The sequence below is a fragment of the Streptomyces sp. x-19 genome, from assembly GCF_046549115.1.
Taxonomy (GTDB): domain Bacteria; phylum Actinomycetota; class Actinomycetes; order Streptomycetales; family Streptomycetaceae; genus Streptomyces; species Streptomyces albulus_C.
In genome coordinates, this window is record NZ_JAJPWK010000022.1 from 1 (window position 1) to 21,294 (window position 21,294).

3 protein-coding genes are annotated in these 21,294 nt (G+C 71.1%); all 3 read left to right on the top strand.

The window, feature by feature from the left end; genetic code table 11:
- Positions 1-16,855: SDR family NAD(P)-dependent oxidoreductase (locus tag ACLJT4_RS33045; protein WP_411128015.1), on the top strand; the 16,855-nt coding region annotated here is incomplete at its 5' end.
- Positions 16,856-17,158: 303 nt separating this feature from the next.
- Complete coding sequence (locus tag ACLJT4_RS33050) at positions 17,159-17,908, top strand: thioesterase II family protein (RefSeq protein WP_411128017.1); 750 nt, start codon at positions 17,159-17,161, stop codon at positions 17,906-17,908.
- Between the two features lie 410 nt (positions 17,909-18,318).
- On the top strand, positions 18,319-21,216 hold the full coding sequence (locus ACLJT4_RS33055) for a helix-turn-helix transcriptional regulator (protein WP_411128019.1): 2,898 nt from the start codon (positions 18,319-18,321) through the stop codon (positions 21,214-21,216).
- Positions 21,217-21,294: the final 78 nt, after the last annotated feature.

The window sequence follows — 21,294 nt, forward strand, 5'->3', positions numbered from 1 at the left end:
GTTGTTGGGGGTGGAGCAGGGGTTGGCGTTGTTCGACGCTGCCTTGGCGACGGGTGGTTCGGCTCTGGTGCCGGTGCGTCTGGATGTGACGGCGCTGCGCAATCAGCCCACCGTCCCGCCCGTCCTCCGCGGCCTGGTCAAGGCACCCGTCCGCCGCACGACCGCCGCCACGCCCGGCAACACGGGCCTCGCCGAACAACTCACCCGACTCCAGCGCGCCGAACGACGCGAAACCCTCCTCACCCTCGTCCGCGACCAGGCCGCCATGGTGCTGGGCCACACCGCGGGCGACGGCGTCGACCCCGCCCGCGCCTTCCGCGACCTGGGCTTCGACTCGCTCACCGCGGTCGAACTGCGCAACCGCATCGGCACCGCGACCGGCCTCCGGCTGCCCGCCACCGCCGTTTTCGACTACCCCACCGCCGGCGCCCTGGCCGACCACCTCCTCGCCGAACTCCTCGGCCCCGACGCCGAGTCGGACCGCGACCAGTCCGCGCCGTCCATCACCGACGCCACGGACGCCACCGACGACCCGATCGTCGTCATCGGCATGAGCTGCCGCTTCCCCGGCGGCATCACCTCGCCCGAGGACCTGTGGCAGCTCCTCGGCGAAGGCGCCGACGTCGTCTCCGACTTCCCCACCAACCGCGGCTGGGACCTCGACAACCTCTACGACCCCGACCCCGCGCACCCCGGCACCTCCTACGCCCGCGCCGGCGGCTTCCTCCACGACGCCGCCTCGTTCGACGCCGACTTCTTCGGCATGAGCCCACGCGAGGCGATGGCCACCGACTCCCAACAGCGACTGCTGCTGGAGTCCTCCTGGGAGGCCGTCGAACGGGCCGGCATCGACCCGCTGACCCTGCGCGACAGCCGTACCGGCGTCTTCGCCGGCGTCATGTACAGCGGCTACGGCACCCGTCTCGACGGCGCCGAGTTCGAAGGTTTCCAAGGCCAGGGCAGCGCGCTGAGCGTCGCCTCCGGACGGGTCTCGTACACCTTCGGCTTCGAAGGCCCGGCCATGACCGTCGACACCGCGTGCTCCTCCTCGCTGGTCGCCCTGCACCTCGCCGCACAGGCACTGCGCGGCGGCGAATGCACCCTCGCCCTCGCGGGCGGTGTCACCGTGATGTCGATCCCCGACACCTTCATCGAGTTCTCCCGGCAACGCGGACTCGCCCCCGACGGCCGCTCCAAGCCGTTCTCCGAGTCCGCCGACGGCGTCGGCTGGTCCGAAGGCATCGGCATGCTGCTGCTCGAACGCCGCTCGGACGCGGTCCGCAACGGTCACGAGATCCTGGCGGTGGTGCGTGGCTCCGCGGTCAATCAGGACGGTGCCTCCAACGGCCTGACGGCGCCGAACGGCCCGTCCCAGCAGCGAGTGATCCGCCAGGCTCTGGCCAGCGCCGGCCTGTCCCCGTCCGACGTGGACGCCGTCGAGGCGCACGGCACCGGCACCACGCTCGGCGATCCCATCGAGGCCCAGGCGCTCCTGGCCACCTACGGTCAGGACCGCGACCCGGACCGCCCGTTGCTCCTGGGGTCGGTGAAGTCCAACCTCGGCCACACCCAGGCCGCTGCCGGCGTCGCGGGCGTCATCAAGATGGTGCTGGCGATGCGGCACGGCGTACTGCCCCGCAGTCTGAACATCACCGCGCCGTCCTCCCACGTCGACTGGACCGCGGGCGCCGTCACCCTCCTCACCGAGGAAACCGCCTGGCCCGCCACCGACCGGGCCAGGCGAGCCGCTGTCTCGTCGTTCGGCATCAGCGGCACCAACGCCCACGTCATCCTGGAACAGCCGGACGGCACACGGCACCCGGCGCTGCCGGCGTCGGAGCCGCACGGGGCCGCGCCGACCGCAGAGTCGACAACGGCGTCGACAAGGGCGTCGACCCCGATGCCGACCACAACGCCGTCCGTGAACCTGACCGTGGTGCCCTGGCCACTGTCCGGCAAGTCACCACAAGCGCTGCGCGACCAGGCCGCACGCCTCCTCGCCCACGTGCAGCGGCACCCCGACCTCGCACCCGCCGACATCGCCCTGTCCCTCGCCACCCAACGCTCCCGATTCACCCACCGCGCAGTCGTCCTGAGCGCCGACCGCGACGAGGCGACACGCGCCCTCGCCGCCCTCGCGGCGGACGAGCCGAACCCCTCCACCCTCACCGGCACGCCACACCCGGGCCGGCGCGCGGTGTTGTTCTCGGGACAGGGTTCGCAGCGGTTGGGGATGGGGCGTGAGCTGTACGGCCGGTTCCCGGTGTTCGCCGAGGTGCTGGATGCGGTGCTCGGGTGCCTGGATGCGGAGCTGCCGTCGGAGATTGGGCTGCGGGAGGTGATGTGGGGCGATGAGGCCGACCGGTTGAACGAGACGGGTTGGGCGCAGCCGGGGCTGTTTGCCGTGGAAGTCGCCCTGTTCCGGCTGGTGGAGAGTTGGGGTGTGCGGCCCGACTTCGTCGCCGGCCACTCCATCGGTGAGATCGCCGCGGCGCACGTCGCGGGCGTGCTGTCGTTGGCGGACGCCTGCCGGTTGGTGGCGGCCCGTGCCCGGTTGATGCAGGCGCTTCCGTCGGGCGGTGCGATGATCGCCCTCCAGGCCACCGAGGACGAGGTCCTCCCGCACCTCTCCCACGACTTGGCGATCGCCGCGATCAACGGGCCCACCTCGGTGGTCGTTTCCGGTGTCGACGAAGCCGTACGGGCCGTCGCGGAGCACTTTGCCGACCAGGGGCGCCGTACCACCCGCCTGCGGGTATCGCACGCCTTCCACTCCCCGCTGATGGACCCGATGCTGGACGACTTCCGCACCGTCGCGGAAGGACTGTCCTACGCGGCGCCGTCCCTTCCCGTGGTGTCCAACCTCTCGGGCGGGCTGGCTTCGCCCGAAGAGTTGCGCTCGGCCGAGTACTGGGTGCGGCACGTCCGCGAGGCCGTCCGCTTCGCCGACGGTGTGACGGCCCTGGAGACCGAGGGCGTCCGCACCTTCCTGGAACTCGGCCCCGATGGGGTCCTTTCCGCCATGGCCCGCGAATCGCTCGCCGACGAGGCGGTCACCGTCCCCGCGCTCCGCAGGAACGCATCCGAGGAACGCACCCTGCTCACCGCACTGGGCCGACTGGACACCACCGGCTCCCCGCTCGACTGGCCCGCCTTCCTGGCACCCACCGGCGCCCACCCGGTCGACCTGCCGACGTACGCGTTCCAACACCGCCCGTTCTGGCCCTCCGCCAGCCGTGGCACCGGCGACGCCACCGCCCTCGGCATTGCCGGAGCCGCCCATCCGCTCCTCAACGGCGTCGTCGAACTCGCTGAGGAAGAAGGGATGTTGTTCACCGGCCGCCTCTCGCTCCAGTCGCACCCCTGGTTGGCCGACCACACCGTCATGGGCCAGGCCCTGCTGCCCGGCACCGCGCTCCTGGAACTCGCCCTGCGCGCCGGCGACGAGGTCGACTGCGACCACGTCGAGGAGCTGACGCTCGCCGCCCCGCTCGTCCTGCCGGCGCGCGGAGCGGTCCGGACCCAGGTCCGGGTGGGCGTCGCCGACGACGCCGGCCGGCGCACCCTCGCCATCCACTCGCGCCCCGAGCGGGCCACGGACACCCCGTGGACGCAACACGCCACCGGTGTCCTCGCCAGCGGCCCGCCGACGGCGCCGACCGTCCCCTTCGACGCCACGGTGTGGCCGCCGCCGGGCGCCGAGCCCGTCGAACTGACCGACTTCTACGCGTCCCGTGCGGCCGAGGGATTCGACTACGGGCCCGCCTTCCAAGGTCTGCTGGCGGTGTGGCGGCGGGACGGTGAGGTGTTCGCCGAGGCCGCCCTGCCGGAGGCCGGACGTCCCGACGCCGAGGCGTTCGGACTGCACCCGGCGCTGCTCGACGCGGGTCTGCACGCCGCCTGGCTCGTGGCCCCGGACGGGGATGACACGCAGGCGGCCGGCGTGCCCTTCTCGTGGCACGGGGTCTCCCTGGCCGCTTCCGGCGCATCCGTGGTCCGCGTCCGACTCGGCCGCGACGCCGACCAAACGCTCACCCTGGCGATCGCCGACCCCACCGGCGCACCCGTCGCCACCGTCCAGGCCCTCGCCATGCGGAGCATCTCGGCCAACGCGCTGAGCGCCGGCGCGGCGCTCGCCCGCGACGCGCTGTTCCGCCTCGACTGGGCCTCGATCTCCGGGGACGCTCCCCGGTCGAGCGACGCGCCGACCTCGACCGCGATCGCATCCGTGCCGGTGACGGTCGTCGGCGAGGACCTCCTCGACGTCGCCGCCAGTCTCGGTGCGTCCGGTGCGGACGTCGACGTCCGCACCGCCCTGCCGACCGACGAACCGGCCGCCGCACTCGTCGTGCTGCCCCTCGCGACGCCCGCGCCGAGCGGACCCGAGGAAACCGTCGACACCCCGGCCGCCACGCACGAGCTGACGCACAGCGCGTTGGAACTCGTGCAGACCCGTCTGACGGAGCAACGTTGCGCGGACTCGAAGTTCGTGTTCGTGACCCGAGGTGCGACGACCGGGCACGACGTGGCCGGTGCTGCGGTGTGGGGCCTGGTGCGTTCGGCCCAGTCCGAGAACCCGGGCTGCTTCGCCCTCCTCGACCTCGATCCGAACACCGATCCGAACGATCCGGCCACGCTCCCACTCACCGCCTTGACCAGCGAAGAACCGCAACTACGCCTCTCCGAGGGTGACGTGCTCGCCGCGCGCCTGGTCCGTCGGCCGTCGCCTGCGGGGGAGTCGGCGGTGGGTGTGGGTGCGGGGTTCGCCGGTGGTGCGGGTGCGGTGTTGATCACTGGTGGTACGGGTGGTTTGGGTGCGGTGTTGGCCCGTCATCTGGTGGTTGAGCACGGTGTGCGGGAGTTGCTGTTGGTCAGTCGTAGCGGTGAACGGGCGCCGGGTGCGGCCGAGTTGGTCGCCGAGCTGTCGGAGACCGGTGCGATGGTGCGGGTGGTTGCCTGTGATGTGACCGATCGTGCTGCGGTGTTGGGGTTGGTGGCTGGTCATCGGGTGTCGGCGGTGGTGCATGCGGCCGGGGTGTTGGATGACGGGTTGGTTGCGGGGTTGTCGCCGGAGCGGTTGTCGGCGGTGTTGCGGCCGAAGGTGGATGCTGCGTGGCACTTGCATGAGGCGACGCGTGGGATGGACTTGGGTGCGTTCGTGGTGTTCTCGTCGGTGGCGGGGACGTTCGGTAGTCCTGGTCAGGGTAACTATGCGGCGGCGAATGCGTTCCTGGACGCGTTGATGGTGCGGCGGCGGGCCGCTGGTTTGCCGGGTGTGTCGTTGGCGTGGGGGCCGTGGGAGCGGTCCGGTGGGATGACGGGTTCGTTGTCGGATGCCGAGGTGGACCGGTTGAGTCGTTCCGGTGTTCCGCCGCTTTCGGTGGCGCAGGGGCTGGCTCTCTTCGACGCGGCACTGATCACCGGCGACGCCACCAGCGTGCCCGCACGTCTCGACCTGCCGGCGCTGCGCGCCCAGGGAGAGGTGCCGCCGTTGCTCCGCTCGCTGATCCGTGGCCGTTCGCGCCGCGCAGCCGCCGCTGACTCGACCATCGCCACCGGTCTGCGGGAACGCCTCGCAAGCCTCAACCCCGTCGAACGCCAAGAGGTCCTCATCGACCTCGTACGCGGCCAGGTGGCCTTGGTCCTCGGTCACGCTGACGCCACGGACGTCCACCCGGCCCGCGCCTTCCGCGAGTTGGGTTTCGACTCCCTCACCTCAGTGGAACTCCGGAACCGCCTCAACACCGTCACCGGCCTCCGACTGCCGGCGACCATGGTGTTCGACTACCCGACCATCGAGGTCCTGGTCTCCTTCATCCTGGACGAGCTACTGGGCGCCGACGCCGAGGCCACGATCATGCGGCGGGACGACGCCGTGGCCGTCGCGGACGACCCGATCGTCATCGTCGGCATGGCCTGCCGTTACCCCGGTGGGGTCACCTCTCCGGACGACCTCTGGCAGCTCGTCACCGGCGGCACCGACGCGATCTCCGCATTCCCGACGAATCGTGGCTGGGACGTCGAGTCCCTCTACCACCCCGATCCCGACCACCTCGGTACGTCCTACACGCGTTCCGGCGGTTTCCTCCACGAGGCCGGGGAGTTTGATCCTGGTTTCTTCGGGATGAGTCCGCGGGAGGCGTTGGCGACGGATTCGCAGCAGCGGTTGTTGTTGGAGTCGTCGTGGGAGGCGGTGGAGCGGGCCGGTATCGACCCGTTGAGTCTGCGGGGCAGTGCGACGGGCGTTTTCGCCGGGGTGATGTACAGCGATTACAGCGCGATGTTGGCGGGTCCGGAGTTCGAGGGTTTTCAGGGGAGTGGGAGTTCGCCGAGTCTGGCGTCGGGTCGGGTGGCGTACACGCTGGGTCTGGAAGGCCCCGCTGTCACCGTCGACACCGCCTGCTCGTCCTCGCTGGTCGCCATGCACTGGGCGATGCAGGCGTTGCGCAGTGGTGAGTGTGGGTTGGCGTTGGCCGGTGGGGTGACGGTGATGTCGACGCCGGCGGTGTTCGTGGACTTCGCCCGGCAGCGGGGCTTGTCGTCTGATGGGCGGTGCAAAGCGTTCGCTGACGCGGCGGACGGTGTCGGCTGGTCCGAGGGCGTCGGCATGCTGGTGCTGGAGCGTCAGTCGGACGCGGTCCGCAACGGTCACGAGATCCTGGCGGTGGTGCGCGGTTCGGCGGTCAATCAGGATGGTGCGTCGAACGGTCTGACGGCGCCCAACGGACCCTCCCAGCAGCGAGTCATCCGCCAGGCACTCGCCAGCGGCGGCCTGTCGCCCCTCGACGTGGATGTGGTCGAGGCGCACGGTACCGGTACGACGCTCGGTGACCCGATCGAGGCCCAGGCGCTGCTCGCGACTTACGGCCGTGACCGCGATGCCGACCAGCCGCTGTGGCTCGGTTCGATCAAGTCCAACATCGGTCACACCCAGGCCGCGGCCGGTGTCGCGGGCGTCATCAAGATGGTGTTGGCGATGCGGCACGGTGTCCTGCCACGGACCCTGCACGTGGACGCCCCGTCGTCGCACGTGGACTGGTCCGAGGGCGCGGTGGAACTGCTGATGGACGAGACGGTGTGGCCGGAGACCGGCCGGGCCCGGCGCGCGGGCGTCTCCTCGTTCGGCATCAGCGGCACCAACGCCCACGTGATCCTGGAACGACCCGAAGGGCTGCGGCGTCCGGTGCCGGAGGCCCCCACCACGGACCCCACCGTGGTGCCGTGGGTGCTGTCCGCGAAGTCGCAGGATGCCCTGCGCGACCAGGCAGCGAAGTTGCGGTTGTCGATCGAGGACGACATGGAGCTGGGCCTCGTGGACGTGGGCATGGCCCTTGCCACCGGCCGCTCCACCTTTGACCACCGGGCAGTGGTACTTGCTGCGGACCGTGCTGAGGCGGCCCGGGCCTTGACCGCGATCGCGGCCGGCGAGGCGGACTCCGCCGCAGTCACCGACCACCTCCGTACAGGTCGTCGCGCGGTGTTGTTCTCGGGCCAGGGTTCGCAGCGGTTGGGGATGGGGCGTGAGTTGTACGGCCGGTTCCCCGTGTTCGCGGAGGCGTTGGATGCGGTGCTCGGGTGCCTGGATGCGGAGTTGTCGTCGGAGATTGGGCTGCGGGAGGTGATGTGGGGTGATGAGGCCGATCGGTTGAATGAGACGGGTTGGGCGCAGCCGGGGCTGTTTGCCGTGGAAGTCGCCCTGTTCCGGTTGGTGGAGAGTTGGGGTGTGCGGCCGGATTTTGTGGCCGGTCACTCGATCGGTGAGATCGCGGCAGCGCACGTTGCCGGTGTGTTGTCGTTGGCGGATGCGTGCCGTTTGGTGGCGGCCCGTGCTCGGTTGATGCAGGCGCTTCCGTCGGGCGGTGCGATGATCGCCGTCCAGGCCACGGAGGACGAGGTCCTCCCGCATCTTTCCCACGACTTGGCGATCGCCGCGATCAACGGGCCCACCTCGGTGGTCATCTCCGGTGTTGACGAAGCCGTACGGGCCGTCGCGGAGTACTTCGCCGACCAGGGGCGCCGCACCACCCGCCTGCGGGTATCGCACGCCTTCCACTCCCCGCTGATGGACCCGATGTTGGACGACTTCCGCACCGTCGCGGAAGGACTGTCCTACGCGGCGCCGTCCCTCCCCGTGGTGTCGAACCTGACGGGTGAACTGGCCTCGTCTGAAGAACTGGGCTCGGCCGAGTACTGGGTACGGCACGTCCGGGAGGCCGTCCGCTTCGCCGACGGCATCGGAGCCCTGGAGGCCGCGGGCGTCCGCACGTTCCTGGAACTCGGTCCGGACGGCGTCCTCTCCGCCATGGCGGGGCAGTCCCTCACCGAGTCCTCCGTCTTGGTCCCGCTGCTGCGCAAAGACCGGCCAGAAGAGGATGCGGCACTTGCCGCGCTCGCCCAACTCCACACGGCGGGCGTCCCGGTCGACTGGGCCGCGATCTTCGCTGGACTTGGTGCGCGGAGGGTGGAACTGCCGACGTATGCGTTCCAGCATGAGTGGTTCTGGCCGGTGGGTCGGGTTGGCGGTGGTGGTGATGTGCGGGCTGTGGGGCTTGGTGTGACGGAGCATGCGTTGTTGGGTGCTGCGGTGGAACTGGCTGCTGGTGAGGGGGTGTTGTTCACCGGTCGTCTCTCTGTGCAGTCGCAGTCGCAGTCGTGGTTGGCGGATCATGTGGTGTTGGGTCGGGTGGTTGTTGCGGGGACTGCGTTGTTGGAGATGGTGTTGTGTGCGGGGGATGGGGTTGGTTGTGATCGGGTGGCGGAGCTGACGTTGGCTGCTCCGTTGGTGTTGCCTGAGGTGGGCGGGGTGCGGGTGCAGGTGGCGGTGGGTGATCCGGATGGGGCGGGTCGTCGGCCCGTTGGGGTGTACTCGTGTCCGGAGGGGGTCGGTGAGGGTGTTTGGTCGCTGCATGCGTCGGGTGTGTTGGCTGCGGGGGCGTCGCCGGGTGACGTGGGTTTCGATGGTGGGGTGTGGCCTCCGCGGGATGCTGTGCGGGTGGATGTTGAGGGGTGCTACGAGGTCTTCGCGGGGGCTGGGTTTGGTTATGGTCCGGTGTTCCGTGGGTTGCGTGCGGTGTGGCGTCGTGGTGAGGAGTTGTTCGCCGAGGTCGCACTACCGGACGACGCCCCCGAGTCCGGGGCCGGTTTCGGCCTGCACCCGGCACTGCTCGACTCCGCTCTGCACGCCCTCTTGCTGACGGCTCTCCAGTCCGATGGAGAGGGTGAGGACGCTGCTCCGGCTCTCCCGTTCTCGTGGGAGGGCGTGTCGTTGTTCGCTGCGGGGGCGTCCGTGTTGCGGGTGCGGTTGGCGCCTGCGGGGGAGGGGGCGGTGTCGGTGACCGCGGTGGACCCGGCGGGGGCCCCGGTCATCGCCGTCGACGCCCTCCACACCCGCACCCTCACCAACGAGGAAGCGAGCGGCACGGACGTCCGGCTGCGCGACGCGCTCTTCGGCGTCCGGTGGACCGCTGTCCCTCTCTCGCCGGCGGCCCCGGCCACCAGCGTCGCGCTGCTCGGCCCCGACCGCCTGGGCCTCGCCGAGGCGCTCGTCCGCTCGCCCGGGACGACCGTGCACACCTACGCGAACGTCACCGCGCTGACCGAGGCCGGGCCGGACGCACCGGCATCCGCGATCACGCTCGTCGCCGTCGGCACGGACGAAGAAGCCCTCAGCCAAGGCACGACCGTCGATGCGACGCACCGACTCACCACCGAGGCACTCCTCACGATCCAGGCATGGCTGGCCGATGAACGTCTCGCGGCCGGGCGCCTGGTCTTCGTGACCCGTGGTGCGGTCGGCGGCCAGGATCCCGCAGCCGCGGCCGTTCAGGGCCTGGTCCGATCCGCCCAGACCGAGAATCCGGGCGCCTTCGGCCTGATCGACCTCGACGGCTCCGACGACTCCGCCGAGGCGCTCACCCAGGCCCTCACCTCCGATGAACCGCAACTGCTGCTGCGCGACGGACGCCCACACGCCGCCCGGCTTACCCGTCTCACGCCCCAGACCGGTGCCACCGCACCTACCGCACCTACCGCACCTACCGTGTGGAACACCGAGGGAACGGTGCTGATCACCGGCGGCACCGGCGGGCTCGGCGCGCAGATCGCCCGACACCTCGTCGACGAGCACGGCGTACGCAACCTGCTGCTCGTCAGTCGCAGTGGTGAACGAGCCGCGGGTGTGGCCGAGTTGGTGGCTGATCTCAGAGGGCTGGGTGCCGAGGTGGTGGTTCGGGCGTGTGATGTGTCCGATCGTGCTGCGGTGTTGGGGTTGGTGGCTGGTCATCGGGTGTCGGCTGTGGTGCATGCGGCCGGGGTGTTGGATGACGGGTTGGTCGCTGGGTTGTCGCCGGAGCGGTTGTCGGCGGTGTTGCGGCCGAAGGTGGATGCTGCGTGGTATCTGCATGAGGCGACGCGTGGGATGGACTTGGGCGCGTTCGTGGTGTTCTCGTCGGTGGCCGGGACGTTCGGTAGTCCTGGTCAGGGTAACTATGCGGCGGCGAATGCGTTCTTGGACGCGTTGATGGTGCGGCGGCAGGCTTCGGGTCTGCCGGGTGTGTCGTTGGCGTGGGGGCCGTGGGAACAGTCAGGTGGGATGACGGGTACGTTGACGGACGCGGAGGCCGAGCGTCTCGCCCGTTCCGGAATGCCGCCGCTCACGGTCGAACAGGGCCTCGCCCTCTTCGACGCCGCACTTACCCTCGGCAGCGTTCCGACGGCTGAATCAGGACGAGCAGGCGCCGGCGCATCCGGAACCGCCCGCACGCCGGACGGCACGGATGGCGCGCTCGTCGCTCCGGTCCGGCTCGACCTCGCGGCCCTGTCCACACGGGGCGAGGTGCCCGCGATCCTGCGCGGATTGGTGCGGACCCGTACCCGCCGCACGGCGGCCGGAGGCTCCGCAACCGTTGCCGGACTGGTCGGCCGCCTCTCCGAACTCCCGGCCGACGCACGCCGGCAAGAACTCCTGGACCTGGTCCGCACCCAGGCGGCCCTCGTCCTCGGGCACGCCGAACCGGCCTCCGTGGACACCACCGCACAGTTCCGGGACCTCGGCTTCGACTCCCTGACGGCCGTCGAACTCCGCAACCGCCTGAGCACCGCCACCGGCCTCCGCCTCACCGCGACACTGGTCTTCGACTACCCGAACACCGACGCCCTGGCCGATCACTTGCAGACCGAGTTGTTCGGTTCTGTGGAGGCTGAGGTGCGGGAGGTGGTTCCGGGGCTGGTGTCGTTGGCGGATGATCCGGTCGTGGTGGTGGGGATGGCCTGCCGGTATCCGGGTGGGGTGGGGTCTCCGGAGGACCTGTGGCGTCTGGTGCGCGAGGGCGCTGATGCGATCGGTGACTTCCCGACCAATCGTGGTTGGGACGTCGAGTCCCTCTACCACCCCGATCCCGACCACCTCGGTACGTCCTACACGCGTTCCGGCGGTTTCCTCCACGAGGCCGGGGAGTTTGATCCTGGTTTCTTCGGGATGAGTCCGCGGGAAGCGCTGGCGACCGATTCGCAGCAGCGGTTGCTTCTGGAATCGTCCTGGGAGGCGGTCGAGCGGGCCGGCATCGACCCGTTGAGCCTGCGGGGCAGTGCTACGGGAGTGTTCGCCGGTGTCATGTATGGGGACTACGGGAGCATCCTGGGCGGTAGGGAGTTCGAGGGGTTCCAGGGCCAGGGCAGCGCCGGCAGCGTCGCTTCCGGCCGCGTCTCCTACACCCTCGGTCTCGAAGGCCCGGCCGTCACCGTCGACACCGCCTGCTCCTCCTCCCTGGTCGCCCTGCACCTCGCGGCGCAAGCCCTCCGGGCCGGCGAGTGCACCCTCGCACTGGCCGGTGGTGTGACGGTGATGTCCACCCCGGGCACGTTCGTGGAGTTCTCGCGCCAGCGCGGCCTGGCCCCCGACGGCCGATCCAAGGCGTTCGCCGAGGCCGCCGACGGCGTGGCCTGGTCCGAGGGCGTCGGCATGCTGGTGTTGGAGCGTCAGTCGGACGCGGTCCGCAACGGTCACGAGATCCTGGCGGTGGTGCGCGGTTCGGCGGTCAATCAGGACGGTGCGTCGAACGGCCTGACGGCGCCCAACGGACCCTCCCAGCAGCGAGTCATCCGCCAGGCACTCGCCAGCGGCGGCCTGTCGCCCCTCGACGTGGATGTGGTCGAGGCGCACGGTACCGGGACGACGCTCGGTGACCCGATCGAGGCCCAGGCGCTGCTCGCGACCTACGGCCGTGACCGCGATGCCGACCAGCCGCTGTGGCTCGGTTCGATCAAGTCCAACATCGGTCACACCCAGGCCGCGGCCGGTGTCGCGGGCATCATCAAGATGGTCCTGGCGATGCGGCACGGCGTCCTGCCACGGACCCTGCACGTCGATGCACCGTCCTCGCACGTGGACTGGAGCACCGGAGCGGTCGAGCTGCTGACGGACGAGACGGCGTGGCCCGAGACGGGCCGGGCCCGGCGCGCCGGTGTCTCCTCGTTCGGGATCAGCGGCACCAACGCACACGTCATCCTCGAACAGCCGACGGCCCAGCAGCACGCAGTACCGGAGAAGGCCCAGGTGCAGCTGCCCATGGTGCCGTGGGTACTGTCCGGCAAGTCGCCGGAGGCCCTGCGCGGCCAGGCAGCACGCCTGCGCGCCCTCCTGGCTGAGCGCCTGGGAACGCGACCGATCGACGTCGGCCACTCGCTGGCGACGACCCGTTCGACGTTCGACCACCGCGCGGTCGTCCTCGTCGGCGACGCGATGGATCCCGTCGACGCCCTGGGCGCCCTGGACGCGCTGGCATGCGGAGCACCCGATCCGACCGTCGTCACCGACTCGGTGTCCGCCGGTGGTTCGGCCGTGCTGTTCTCGGGCCAGGGTTCGCAGCGGTTGGGGATGGGGCGTGGGTTGTATGGCCGGTTCCCGGTGTTCGCGGAGGCGTTGGACGAGGTCGTTGACGGTCTGGATGCTGAACTGTCCGGGCAGGTCGGGTTGCGGGAGGTGATGTGGGGTGATGATGCCGATCGGTTGAATGAGACGGGTTGGGCGCAGCCGGCGTTGTTCGCCGTGGAAGTCGCTCTGTATCGGTTGGTGGAGAGTTGGGGTGTGCGGCCGGATTTTGTGGCTGGTCACTCGATCGGTGAGATTGCGGCGGCGCATGTCGCGGGTGTGTTGTCGTTGGCGGATGTGTGCCGTTTGGTGGGGGCCCGTGCTCGGTTGATGCAGGCGCTGCCGTCGGGCGGTGCGATGATCGCCGTCCAGGCCACGGAGGACGAGGTCCTCCCGCACCTTACGGACGACCTGGCGATTGCCGCGATCAACGGGCCCACCTCCGTCGTCCTCTCCGGCAGTGAGAGCGCGGCCCTCGCGGCGGCGGAGCGGCTCGCGGCGGACGGTCGGAAGACGACCCGGTTGCGGGTTTCGCACGCGTTCCACTCGCCGCTGATGGACCCGATGTTGGACGACTTCCGCACCGTCGCGGAAGGACTGTCCTACGCGGCGCCGTCCCTCCCCGTGGTGTCGAACCTGACGGGTGAACTGGCCTCGTCTGAAGAACTGGGCTCGGCGGAGTACTGGGTGCGGCACGTCCGCGAGGCGGTCCGTTTCGCCGACGGCGTCCGTACCCTCGCCGACCACGGCGCCACCACCTTCCTGGAACTCGGCCCGGACGGCGTCCTCTGCGCCATGGCAGGGCAGACCCTCGACGACGATGCCATCAGCGCCGTACCCCTCCTGCGCAAGGACCGCGGCGAGGAGTCCGCAGCCATGACGGCCCGGGCCCGCCTGCACGCGCGCGGCCTCACCGACGACTGGCAGGACTTCTTCGCCGGCACGGATCCGCAGCGGACCGACTTGCCGACGTATGCGTTCCAGCATGAGTGGTTCTGGCCGGTGGGTCGGGTTGGCGGTGGTGGTGATGTGCGGGCTGTGGGGCTTGGTGTGACGGAGCATGCGTTGTTGGGTGCTGCGGTGGAACTGGCTTCTGGTGAGGGGGTGTTGTTCACCGGTCGTCTCTCTGTGCAGTCGCAGTCGCAGTCGTGGTTGGCGGATCATGTGGTGTTGGGTCGGGTGGTTGTTGCGGGGACTGCGTTGTTGGAGATGGTGTTGTGTGCGGGGGATGGGGTTGGTTGTGATCGGGTGGCGGAGCTGACGTTGGCTGCTCCGTTGGTGTTGCCTGAGGTGGGCGGGGTGCGGGTGCAGGTGGCGGTGGGTGATCCGGATGGGGCGGGTCGTCGGACCGTTGGGGTGTACTCGTGCCCGGATGGGGTCGGTGAGGGTGTTTGGTCGCTGCATGCGTCGGGTGTGTTGGCTCCGGGGGCGTCGCCGGGTGACGTGGGTTTCGATGGTGGGGTGTGGCCTCCGCGGGATGCTGTGCGGGTGGATGTTGAGGGGTGCTACGAGGTCTTCGCGGGGGCTGGGTTTGGTTATGGTCCGGTGTTCCGTGGGTTGCGTGCGGTGTGGCGTCGTGGTGAGGAGTTGTTCGCAGAGGTCGCACTACCGGACGACGTCGACCACGGCTCAGTAGGGTTCGGCGTTCACCCCGCACTGTTGGACGCTTCCTTGCACGCGGTCCTGCTCACCGTCCTCCAGTCCGATGGGGAGGGTGACGGCGCTGCTCATGGCGCGGGCCCGGCCCTCCCGTTCTCGTGGGAAGGCGTGTCGCTGTTCGCTGCGGGGGCGTCCGTGTTGCGGGTGCGGTTGGCGCCTGCGGGGGAGGGGGCGGTGTCGGTGACCGCGGTGGACCGGGCGGGGGCCCCGGTCATCGCCGTCGACGCCCTCCACACCCGCACCCTCACCAACGACGAACTGAAGGCGGCCGACGGCAGCACGCACCAGGACTCGCTCTTCCACGTGGACTGGACGGCCATCCCGGCTGCCCACCCCACTGCGTCCGGTGCGCCCGCCTCCGTGGCCGTACTGGGAACCGACCCGCTCGACTTCGCCGGTGCCCTGGCGGGTTCCTGGGACGTGATCCGCGAACCCGCTGGGCTCACGGCGCTCGCTGCCTCCGCGAAGCCGGTGCCGGACCTCGTCCTCGTTCCGGTCTCGGGAGCATCGACGGCGGGGCGTGAGGCTGGCGCGGGACCGGCTGAGGTGCCCGACGTCGTGCGCGAGTGCACCGTTCAGGTGCTGGAGCAGCTCCAGCAGTGGCTCGCCGACGACCGGTTCGCGGCTTCTCGGCTGGTGTTCGTGACGCGCGGCGCGGTGGCGGTGGACGACACCGGCAGCACCGACCTGGCGGCCTCGGCTGTCTGGGGCCTGGTGCGGTCCGCCCAGTCGGAGAACCCGGGCTGTTTCGGTCTGCTCGACGTCGACCCGCCCACCGACCAGAACACCGACGCGCACCGCACCCCGTCCAGCACTCCCACCGCCTCCGCTTCCACCGTCTCCACAACCTCCTCCGGACTCGCCGCAGCCCTGCACGCGACGGCCGACGAACCGCAGGTGGCCCTGCGTGCCGGAACGGTGTGGGCGGCCCGGCTGGCCCGGACCACCGCCCCGCAGCCCAGTGCGGACACCGGGAGCAGCACGACCGGGCAGGCACTCGGGCACGGCACGGTGCTGATCACCGGTGGCACCGGCGGGCTCGGCGCGCAGGTCGCCCGCCACCTCGTCGACGAGCACGGTGTACGCAACCTCCTGCTGGTCAGCCGGCGCGGGCCGGCCGCCCCGGGCGTCGGCGAACTGGTCGCCGCTCTCGAAGCGCTCGGTGCCGAAGTGGTGGTCCGGGCGTGTGACGTGGGGGAGAGTGCGGCGGTGGCGGCGCTCGTTGCCGATGCGTCGCGGGAGCGTCCGTTGTCGGCGGTGGTGCATGCGGCCGGGGTGTTGGACGACGGCGTGATCGGTTCGCTGTCCGCGGATCGGCTCGGCGTGGTCCTGCGGCCGAAGGCGGATGCTGCCTGGCATTTGCATGAGGCGACGCGTGGGATGGACTTGGGCGCGTTCGTGGTGTTCTCGTCGGTGGCGGGGACGTTCGGTAGTCCTGGTCAGGGCAACTATGCGGCGGCGAATGCGTTCTTGGACGCGTTGATGGTGCAGCGGCGGGCCGCTGGTTTGCCGGGTGTGTCGTTGGCGTGGGGGCCGTGGGAGCGGTCGGGCGGGATGACGGGCACGTTGTCGGATGCCGAGGCCGAGCGTCTCGCGCGTTCCGGAATGCCGCCGCTCACGGTCGAACAGGGTCTCGCTCTCTACGACGCGGCGACGGCCGGGGACCGGGCCGTGGCGGTGCCGGTGCAACTGGACCTCACCGCGCTGCGTGGGCGCGGCGACGTCCCGGCGTTGTTGCGCGGTGTGGTGCGCACGCCCGCCCGACGGGCCGCGGCGACCGGTGCGGCGCCGTCCGTCGACGGGCTCGCCCGGCAGCTGGCCGGGCTCGGCGGGGCGGAGCAGGACGAGGTCCTGCTGACGCTGGTGCGCGGCCAGGCGGCGGCGGTGCTCGGGCACGCCGACGGGTCGGCGATCGGAGCGGGCCGGCAGTTCCAGGAGCTCGGCTTCGACTCGCTGACCGCGGTGGAGTTCCGGAACCGGCTCAACGCGGCCACCGGGCTGCGGCTGCCGGCCACCCTGCTGTTCGACCACCCGACGCCGGCCGACGTCGTCCGGCACCTGCGCGGCCAACTCTGCGCGGACGAGGCAACGGGCACCGGCTCCGTGCTCGCGGCGCTGGACCACCTGGAGACGGTCATCGCCGGACTGGCCCTCGACGACTCGGGAGAGCACCAGTTGGTGGCCGGTCGGCTGGAGGTGCTGAAGGCCAAGTGGGCCCAGTTGCGGCAGGCGGACGCGTCCGCGGGGGACGGCGCGGACATCGATCTCGACGATGCTTCGGACGATGCGATGTTCGCGCTGCTCGACGATGAACTCGGGCTCAACTGAGCCCCTCGTTGCGGTGAACACCACGGCTCCCGGTGGTCGGACGCTCGATTCCGGCCACCGGGAGGGCCTTACCGGCCTCTTCTCGCGACACGTGAAGAACTAGGGAATTACCCACAGTCCGATCATGTGCAATGAATTCCGTGACTCGGAAACCCCTGCGCGAGTCATGGAGTTACGGTGTGACCATGTGTTCGTCCGGCGGTGGCGGCGTGCACGGACGTCACGGCTCGTCCCCGGCCGAGACGTCCAGCTGATGCTGCCCGACGACGCGTGACACTCGGTTCGTCCCTAGGAGGTCCCCCCATGACCACGTCCACCGAGGAGAGCCTGTGGTCCCGGTGCTTCCACCCGGCACCGGCCGCCCGGACCAGGCTCTTCTGCTTCCCCCACGCGGGTGGCTCGGCCTCCTTCTACTTCCCGGTGTCCGCTCAACTCTCCTCCGTCGCCGAGGTGATCGCGATCCAGTACCCGGGTCGCCAGGACCGGCACAAGGAGCCCGGCGTCGGCAACCTCTCCGTCCTGGCCGACCAGGTCTACGACGCGCTGCGCCCCCGCTTGACGGAGCGGCCGAGCACCTTCTTCGGGCACAGCATGGGCGCGGCCCTCGCCTTCGAGGTGGCCCGGCGCTTCGAGGCCGACGGTGGTGAGCTGTCCCATCTCTTCGCCTCCGGGCGCCGCGCCCCTTCCCGGGTGCGTGACGAGTCCGTGCACCGGCGCAGCGACGACGGCATCGTCCAGGAGCTCAAGCTGCTCGCCGGCACCGACACCGCGGTGCTCGGCGACGAGGAGATCCTGCGGATGGTCCTGCCTGCGATCCGCACCGACTACCAGGCCATCGAGACCTACAGCTGCCCGCCCGACGCCACCGTCCGGGCCCCGCTGACCGTCCTCACCGGCGATCGCGACCCCAAGACCTCCATGGACGAGGCCGAGGCGTGGCGCGGCCACACCACCGGCACGTTCGACCTCAAGGTCTTCCCCGGCGGGCACTTCTTCCTCAGCTCCGAGGCCCCGGCCGTCATCGACCTGCTGCGCCAGCACTTCACCTCCTAGGGCCCAACCCGTCGTCCGAGCGGTTGGCGGCGGGGCCGTGGCATGCCCCGCGCCGCCGACCGGGGGACCTCCGGATCCGGGCGCGGCGCGCGCCGCGCGCCGGTGGCGCACTCCTCCGCGACCGGTGCGCGCGGGGCGTCGGTGCGTCTGCCTGCCACGGGGCGCGCGAGGTCCGGCGCGTGTCCGTAGGCGGACCGTTCGGAGAACGTCAAATGTCTTACAGGTGCCGCCCGTTCACCTCACGCTGCGCTATATGATCTTGTGATGGGGCATGTACGGAGGGTGTCGCCATCCCTTCCGCACCTGTCAACCCTGGCCGTCCGGGCTTGCGCGCAGCCGGCCGGCCACGGTTCCGGAGCACTGCGGCGCGATCGGCTTCAGTTGTCACCCCCCATCTGGAGGAACGCGTGATGCGGAACCAGTCCGGTTCTTCCGGGTTACTGACCACGCTGGTGGGACGGGACGACGAACTGCGCGCCCTCGCCCGGCACGCCGAAGCCGCCCGCGCCGGACAGGCGGGCCTGGTGATGCTCCATGGGCCGGCCGGCATGGGCAAGACCAGCCTGCTGCGCGCCTTCACCACCGGCGCGGCCTGCCGGGGCATGACCGTCCTCCACGGCACCTGCCGCGAGACCGACGCCGGCGCCGGCTACAGCGGTGTGCGCGAACTCCTGGGCGGGCTCGGCCTGGGCCGCGGCGACGCCCACCGCTCGCCCCTGCTCGACGGACTGGCCGCCCGCGCACTGCCCGCGCTCACCGCCGACCCCGTGGGCCATGACGCCGCCACCGCCGCCTACCCGGTGCTGCACGGCCTGTACTGGCTCGCCGCCCGCCTCATGGCCGAGCAGCCGCTCGTGCTCGTCCTCGACGACGTCCACTGGTGCGACGAACGGTCCCTGACCTGGATCGACTTCCTGCTGCGGCGCGCCGAGGAACTGCCGCTGCTGGTGGTCCTGGCCCGGCGCAGCGAGGCCGAACCGCTGGCGCCCGCGGTGCTCGCCGACCTCGCCTCCCAACGGTGCCCGACCGTGTTGCGCCTGCGCCCGCTCGACCGCGACCACGTCGGTGAGATGGCGCGCCGGGTCTTCCGGACCACGGCCGCACCGACCTTCGTCGCCCGGGTTACCGCCGTGTCCGGCGGCAACCCGCTCACGCTCGCCCGCCTCCTCGACGAACTCCGTGCCGAAGGCGTGTCGCCGGACGCCGACGGGGAGCGCCGGGCCGCCGAGGTCGGCAGTCACGTCCTGGCCCGCTCGGTGCGCAGTCTGCTGGAACGCCGGCCGCCGTGGGTGCGGGACGTCGCCCGCGCGAGCGCGGTGCTCGGCGAGGAGTGCACCGAACTGGTGGCGGCGCTCGCCGGCGTTCCGGCCGGCACCGTCGAGGAGGCCCTGCACGTGCTGCGCCGGGCCGGCATCGTCGCCGGCGACCGCATCGACTTCGTCCACGACGTGGTGCGCGCCGCCGTCCTGGACGACGTCGCCCCCACCGACCTCGCCGAACTGCGCACCAACGCCGCACTGTTGCTCAGCGACGCCGGCCGGCCCTCCGAGGAACTGGCCGGCCAACTCATGCTGCTGCCGGTGCTCGACCAACCGTGGATGGCCGGGGTGCTGCGGGACGCCGCCGCGCAGGCGGAGGGGCGCGGCGCCCCGGAAGCCGGCGTGCGGTGCCTGTACCGGGTCCTGGAGATGACGCCGGATGATGTCGCCGTACGCATCCGGATGGCCCGCGCGCTCGCCGAGAGCAACCCGCCCGAGGCGATCCGCCTCCTCCAGGAAGCCCTGTCCCTCGCCGGTGATGTCCGCACCCGCGCCCAGGTCGCCGTCCAATACGGCTTCACCTGCCTCGCCGTGCAGGAATCCCCGTCCGGCGTGCGGGTGCTGGAGGAGGTGCTCACCGAGCTGTCCGCCACCCTCGGACCCGAACCCGGCCCCGCCGACCGTGAGTTGCGCACCCTCGTGGAATCCGTCCTGCTCATCGTCGGCGCCGACGAGAAGGCCACCATCGGCGCGGTCCGCGACCGGGCGGCCCGGCTCACCGTCCCGCCCGGCGACACCCCGGCGCAGCGCCAGATGTTGGCCATGACCACCGTGCTCACCGCGATGGACGGCCGCGACGCCCGCGCGACCGTCGACCAGGCCCGCCGCGCGCTCCGGGTGCCGGGCGTCGAGCTGGAGCCCTGGTCGCTGCTGTCCGCCTCCTTCGCGCTGACCCTCGCCGACGAGATCGCGGACGCCCAGTACGCGCTCGACCTCATGCTCCAGTACGGGCAGGCCAACGCGGCCGTGTGGACGTACGTGCTGGGGCTCTCCACGCGCGCCCTGTTCCACCACGGGGTGGGCGCCTTTCCGGACGCGCTGGCCGACGCCCAGACCGCGATGGAGATCATCGGCGAGGAGCGCTGGGGTGACACCGCCGTGCTGCCCCGCGTGGCCCTGGCCACCGCCCTCGTCGACCGCGGGGAACCCGAACGCGCCGAGCAGGTCCTGGACGGCATCAAACGCGGCCGTCTGGAACGGTTCGCCATCGAGTACCACTGGTACCTGGCGGCCCGCGCCTTCGCCCGCTGGGCCCGCGGCGACCTCCAAGGCGCCCTCGACCTCTTCCTCGCCTGCGGCCGGTCCCTGGAGGAATCCCGCATCAGCAACCCGGCGTTCCTGCCGTGGTGGGCGGAGGGCGCGGTGCTCCTGACACTGCTGGGACGCCCCGGGAAGGCGCGCGAACTGGCCGCGTTCGGAGGAGAGTTGGCCGAGCGGTGGGGCACGAACAGCAGTCTCGGACTGGCCCGGATGGCCCGGGGCGTGGCCGCCCCCGGCAGCACCGGCATCGGGCACCTCACCGAAGCCGTCGCCCTCCTCGGTGACTCGCCGGCCCGCGCCACCGAGGCCCGCGCCGAACTCTTCCTGGGACACGCCCACCTCAAGGCCGACGACCCGCGCGCCGCCCGCGAACACCTGCGCGCCGCCGCCGGCCTGGCCCAGCGCTGCGGCGCCCTGACGCTAGGCGACAGCGCCAGGAAACTGCTGGTCGCCGCAGGCGGCCGGGTGCGCCGGATGACCACCTCGCCGCTCGACATGCTGACCGGGATGGAACGCACCGTCGCGGACCTCGCGGTGACCGGCGCCAGCAACCGGGCCATCGCGGAGAGCCTCTTCGTGACCGTGCGGACCATCGAGACGCACCTCACCAGCGTCTACCGGAAGCTCGGGGTCGGCGGACGCACCGAACTGTCCACCGTCCTGGCAACCAGGAACCCCTCCGGCCGCAAGCCACCGGCGTGGGTCTCCCAGGCACGCGGACGCGACTGACACGAACAGGACGAGAGGTAGCGGTGCACCCGAGCAAGGCGCGGAACCATCCGACCACCTGCACGCCGCAGTGTGCAC

What these genes read in the sequence shown, in the direction of transcription:
- ACLJT4_RS33050 (WP_411128017.1), top strand. Translation starts at nt 17,159, where the DNA reads ATGACCACGTCCACCGAGGAGAGCCTGTGGTCCCGGTGCTTCCACCCG.
- ACLJT4_RS33055 (WP_411128019.1), top strand. Translation starts at nt 18,319, where the DNA reads ATGCGGAACCAGTCCGGTTCTTCCGGGTTACTGACCACGCTGGTGGGA.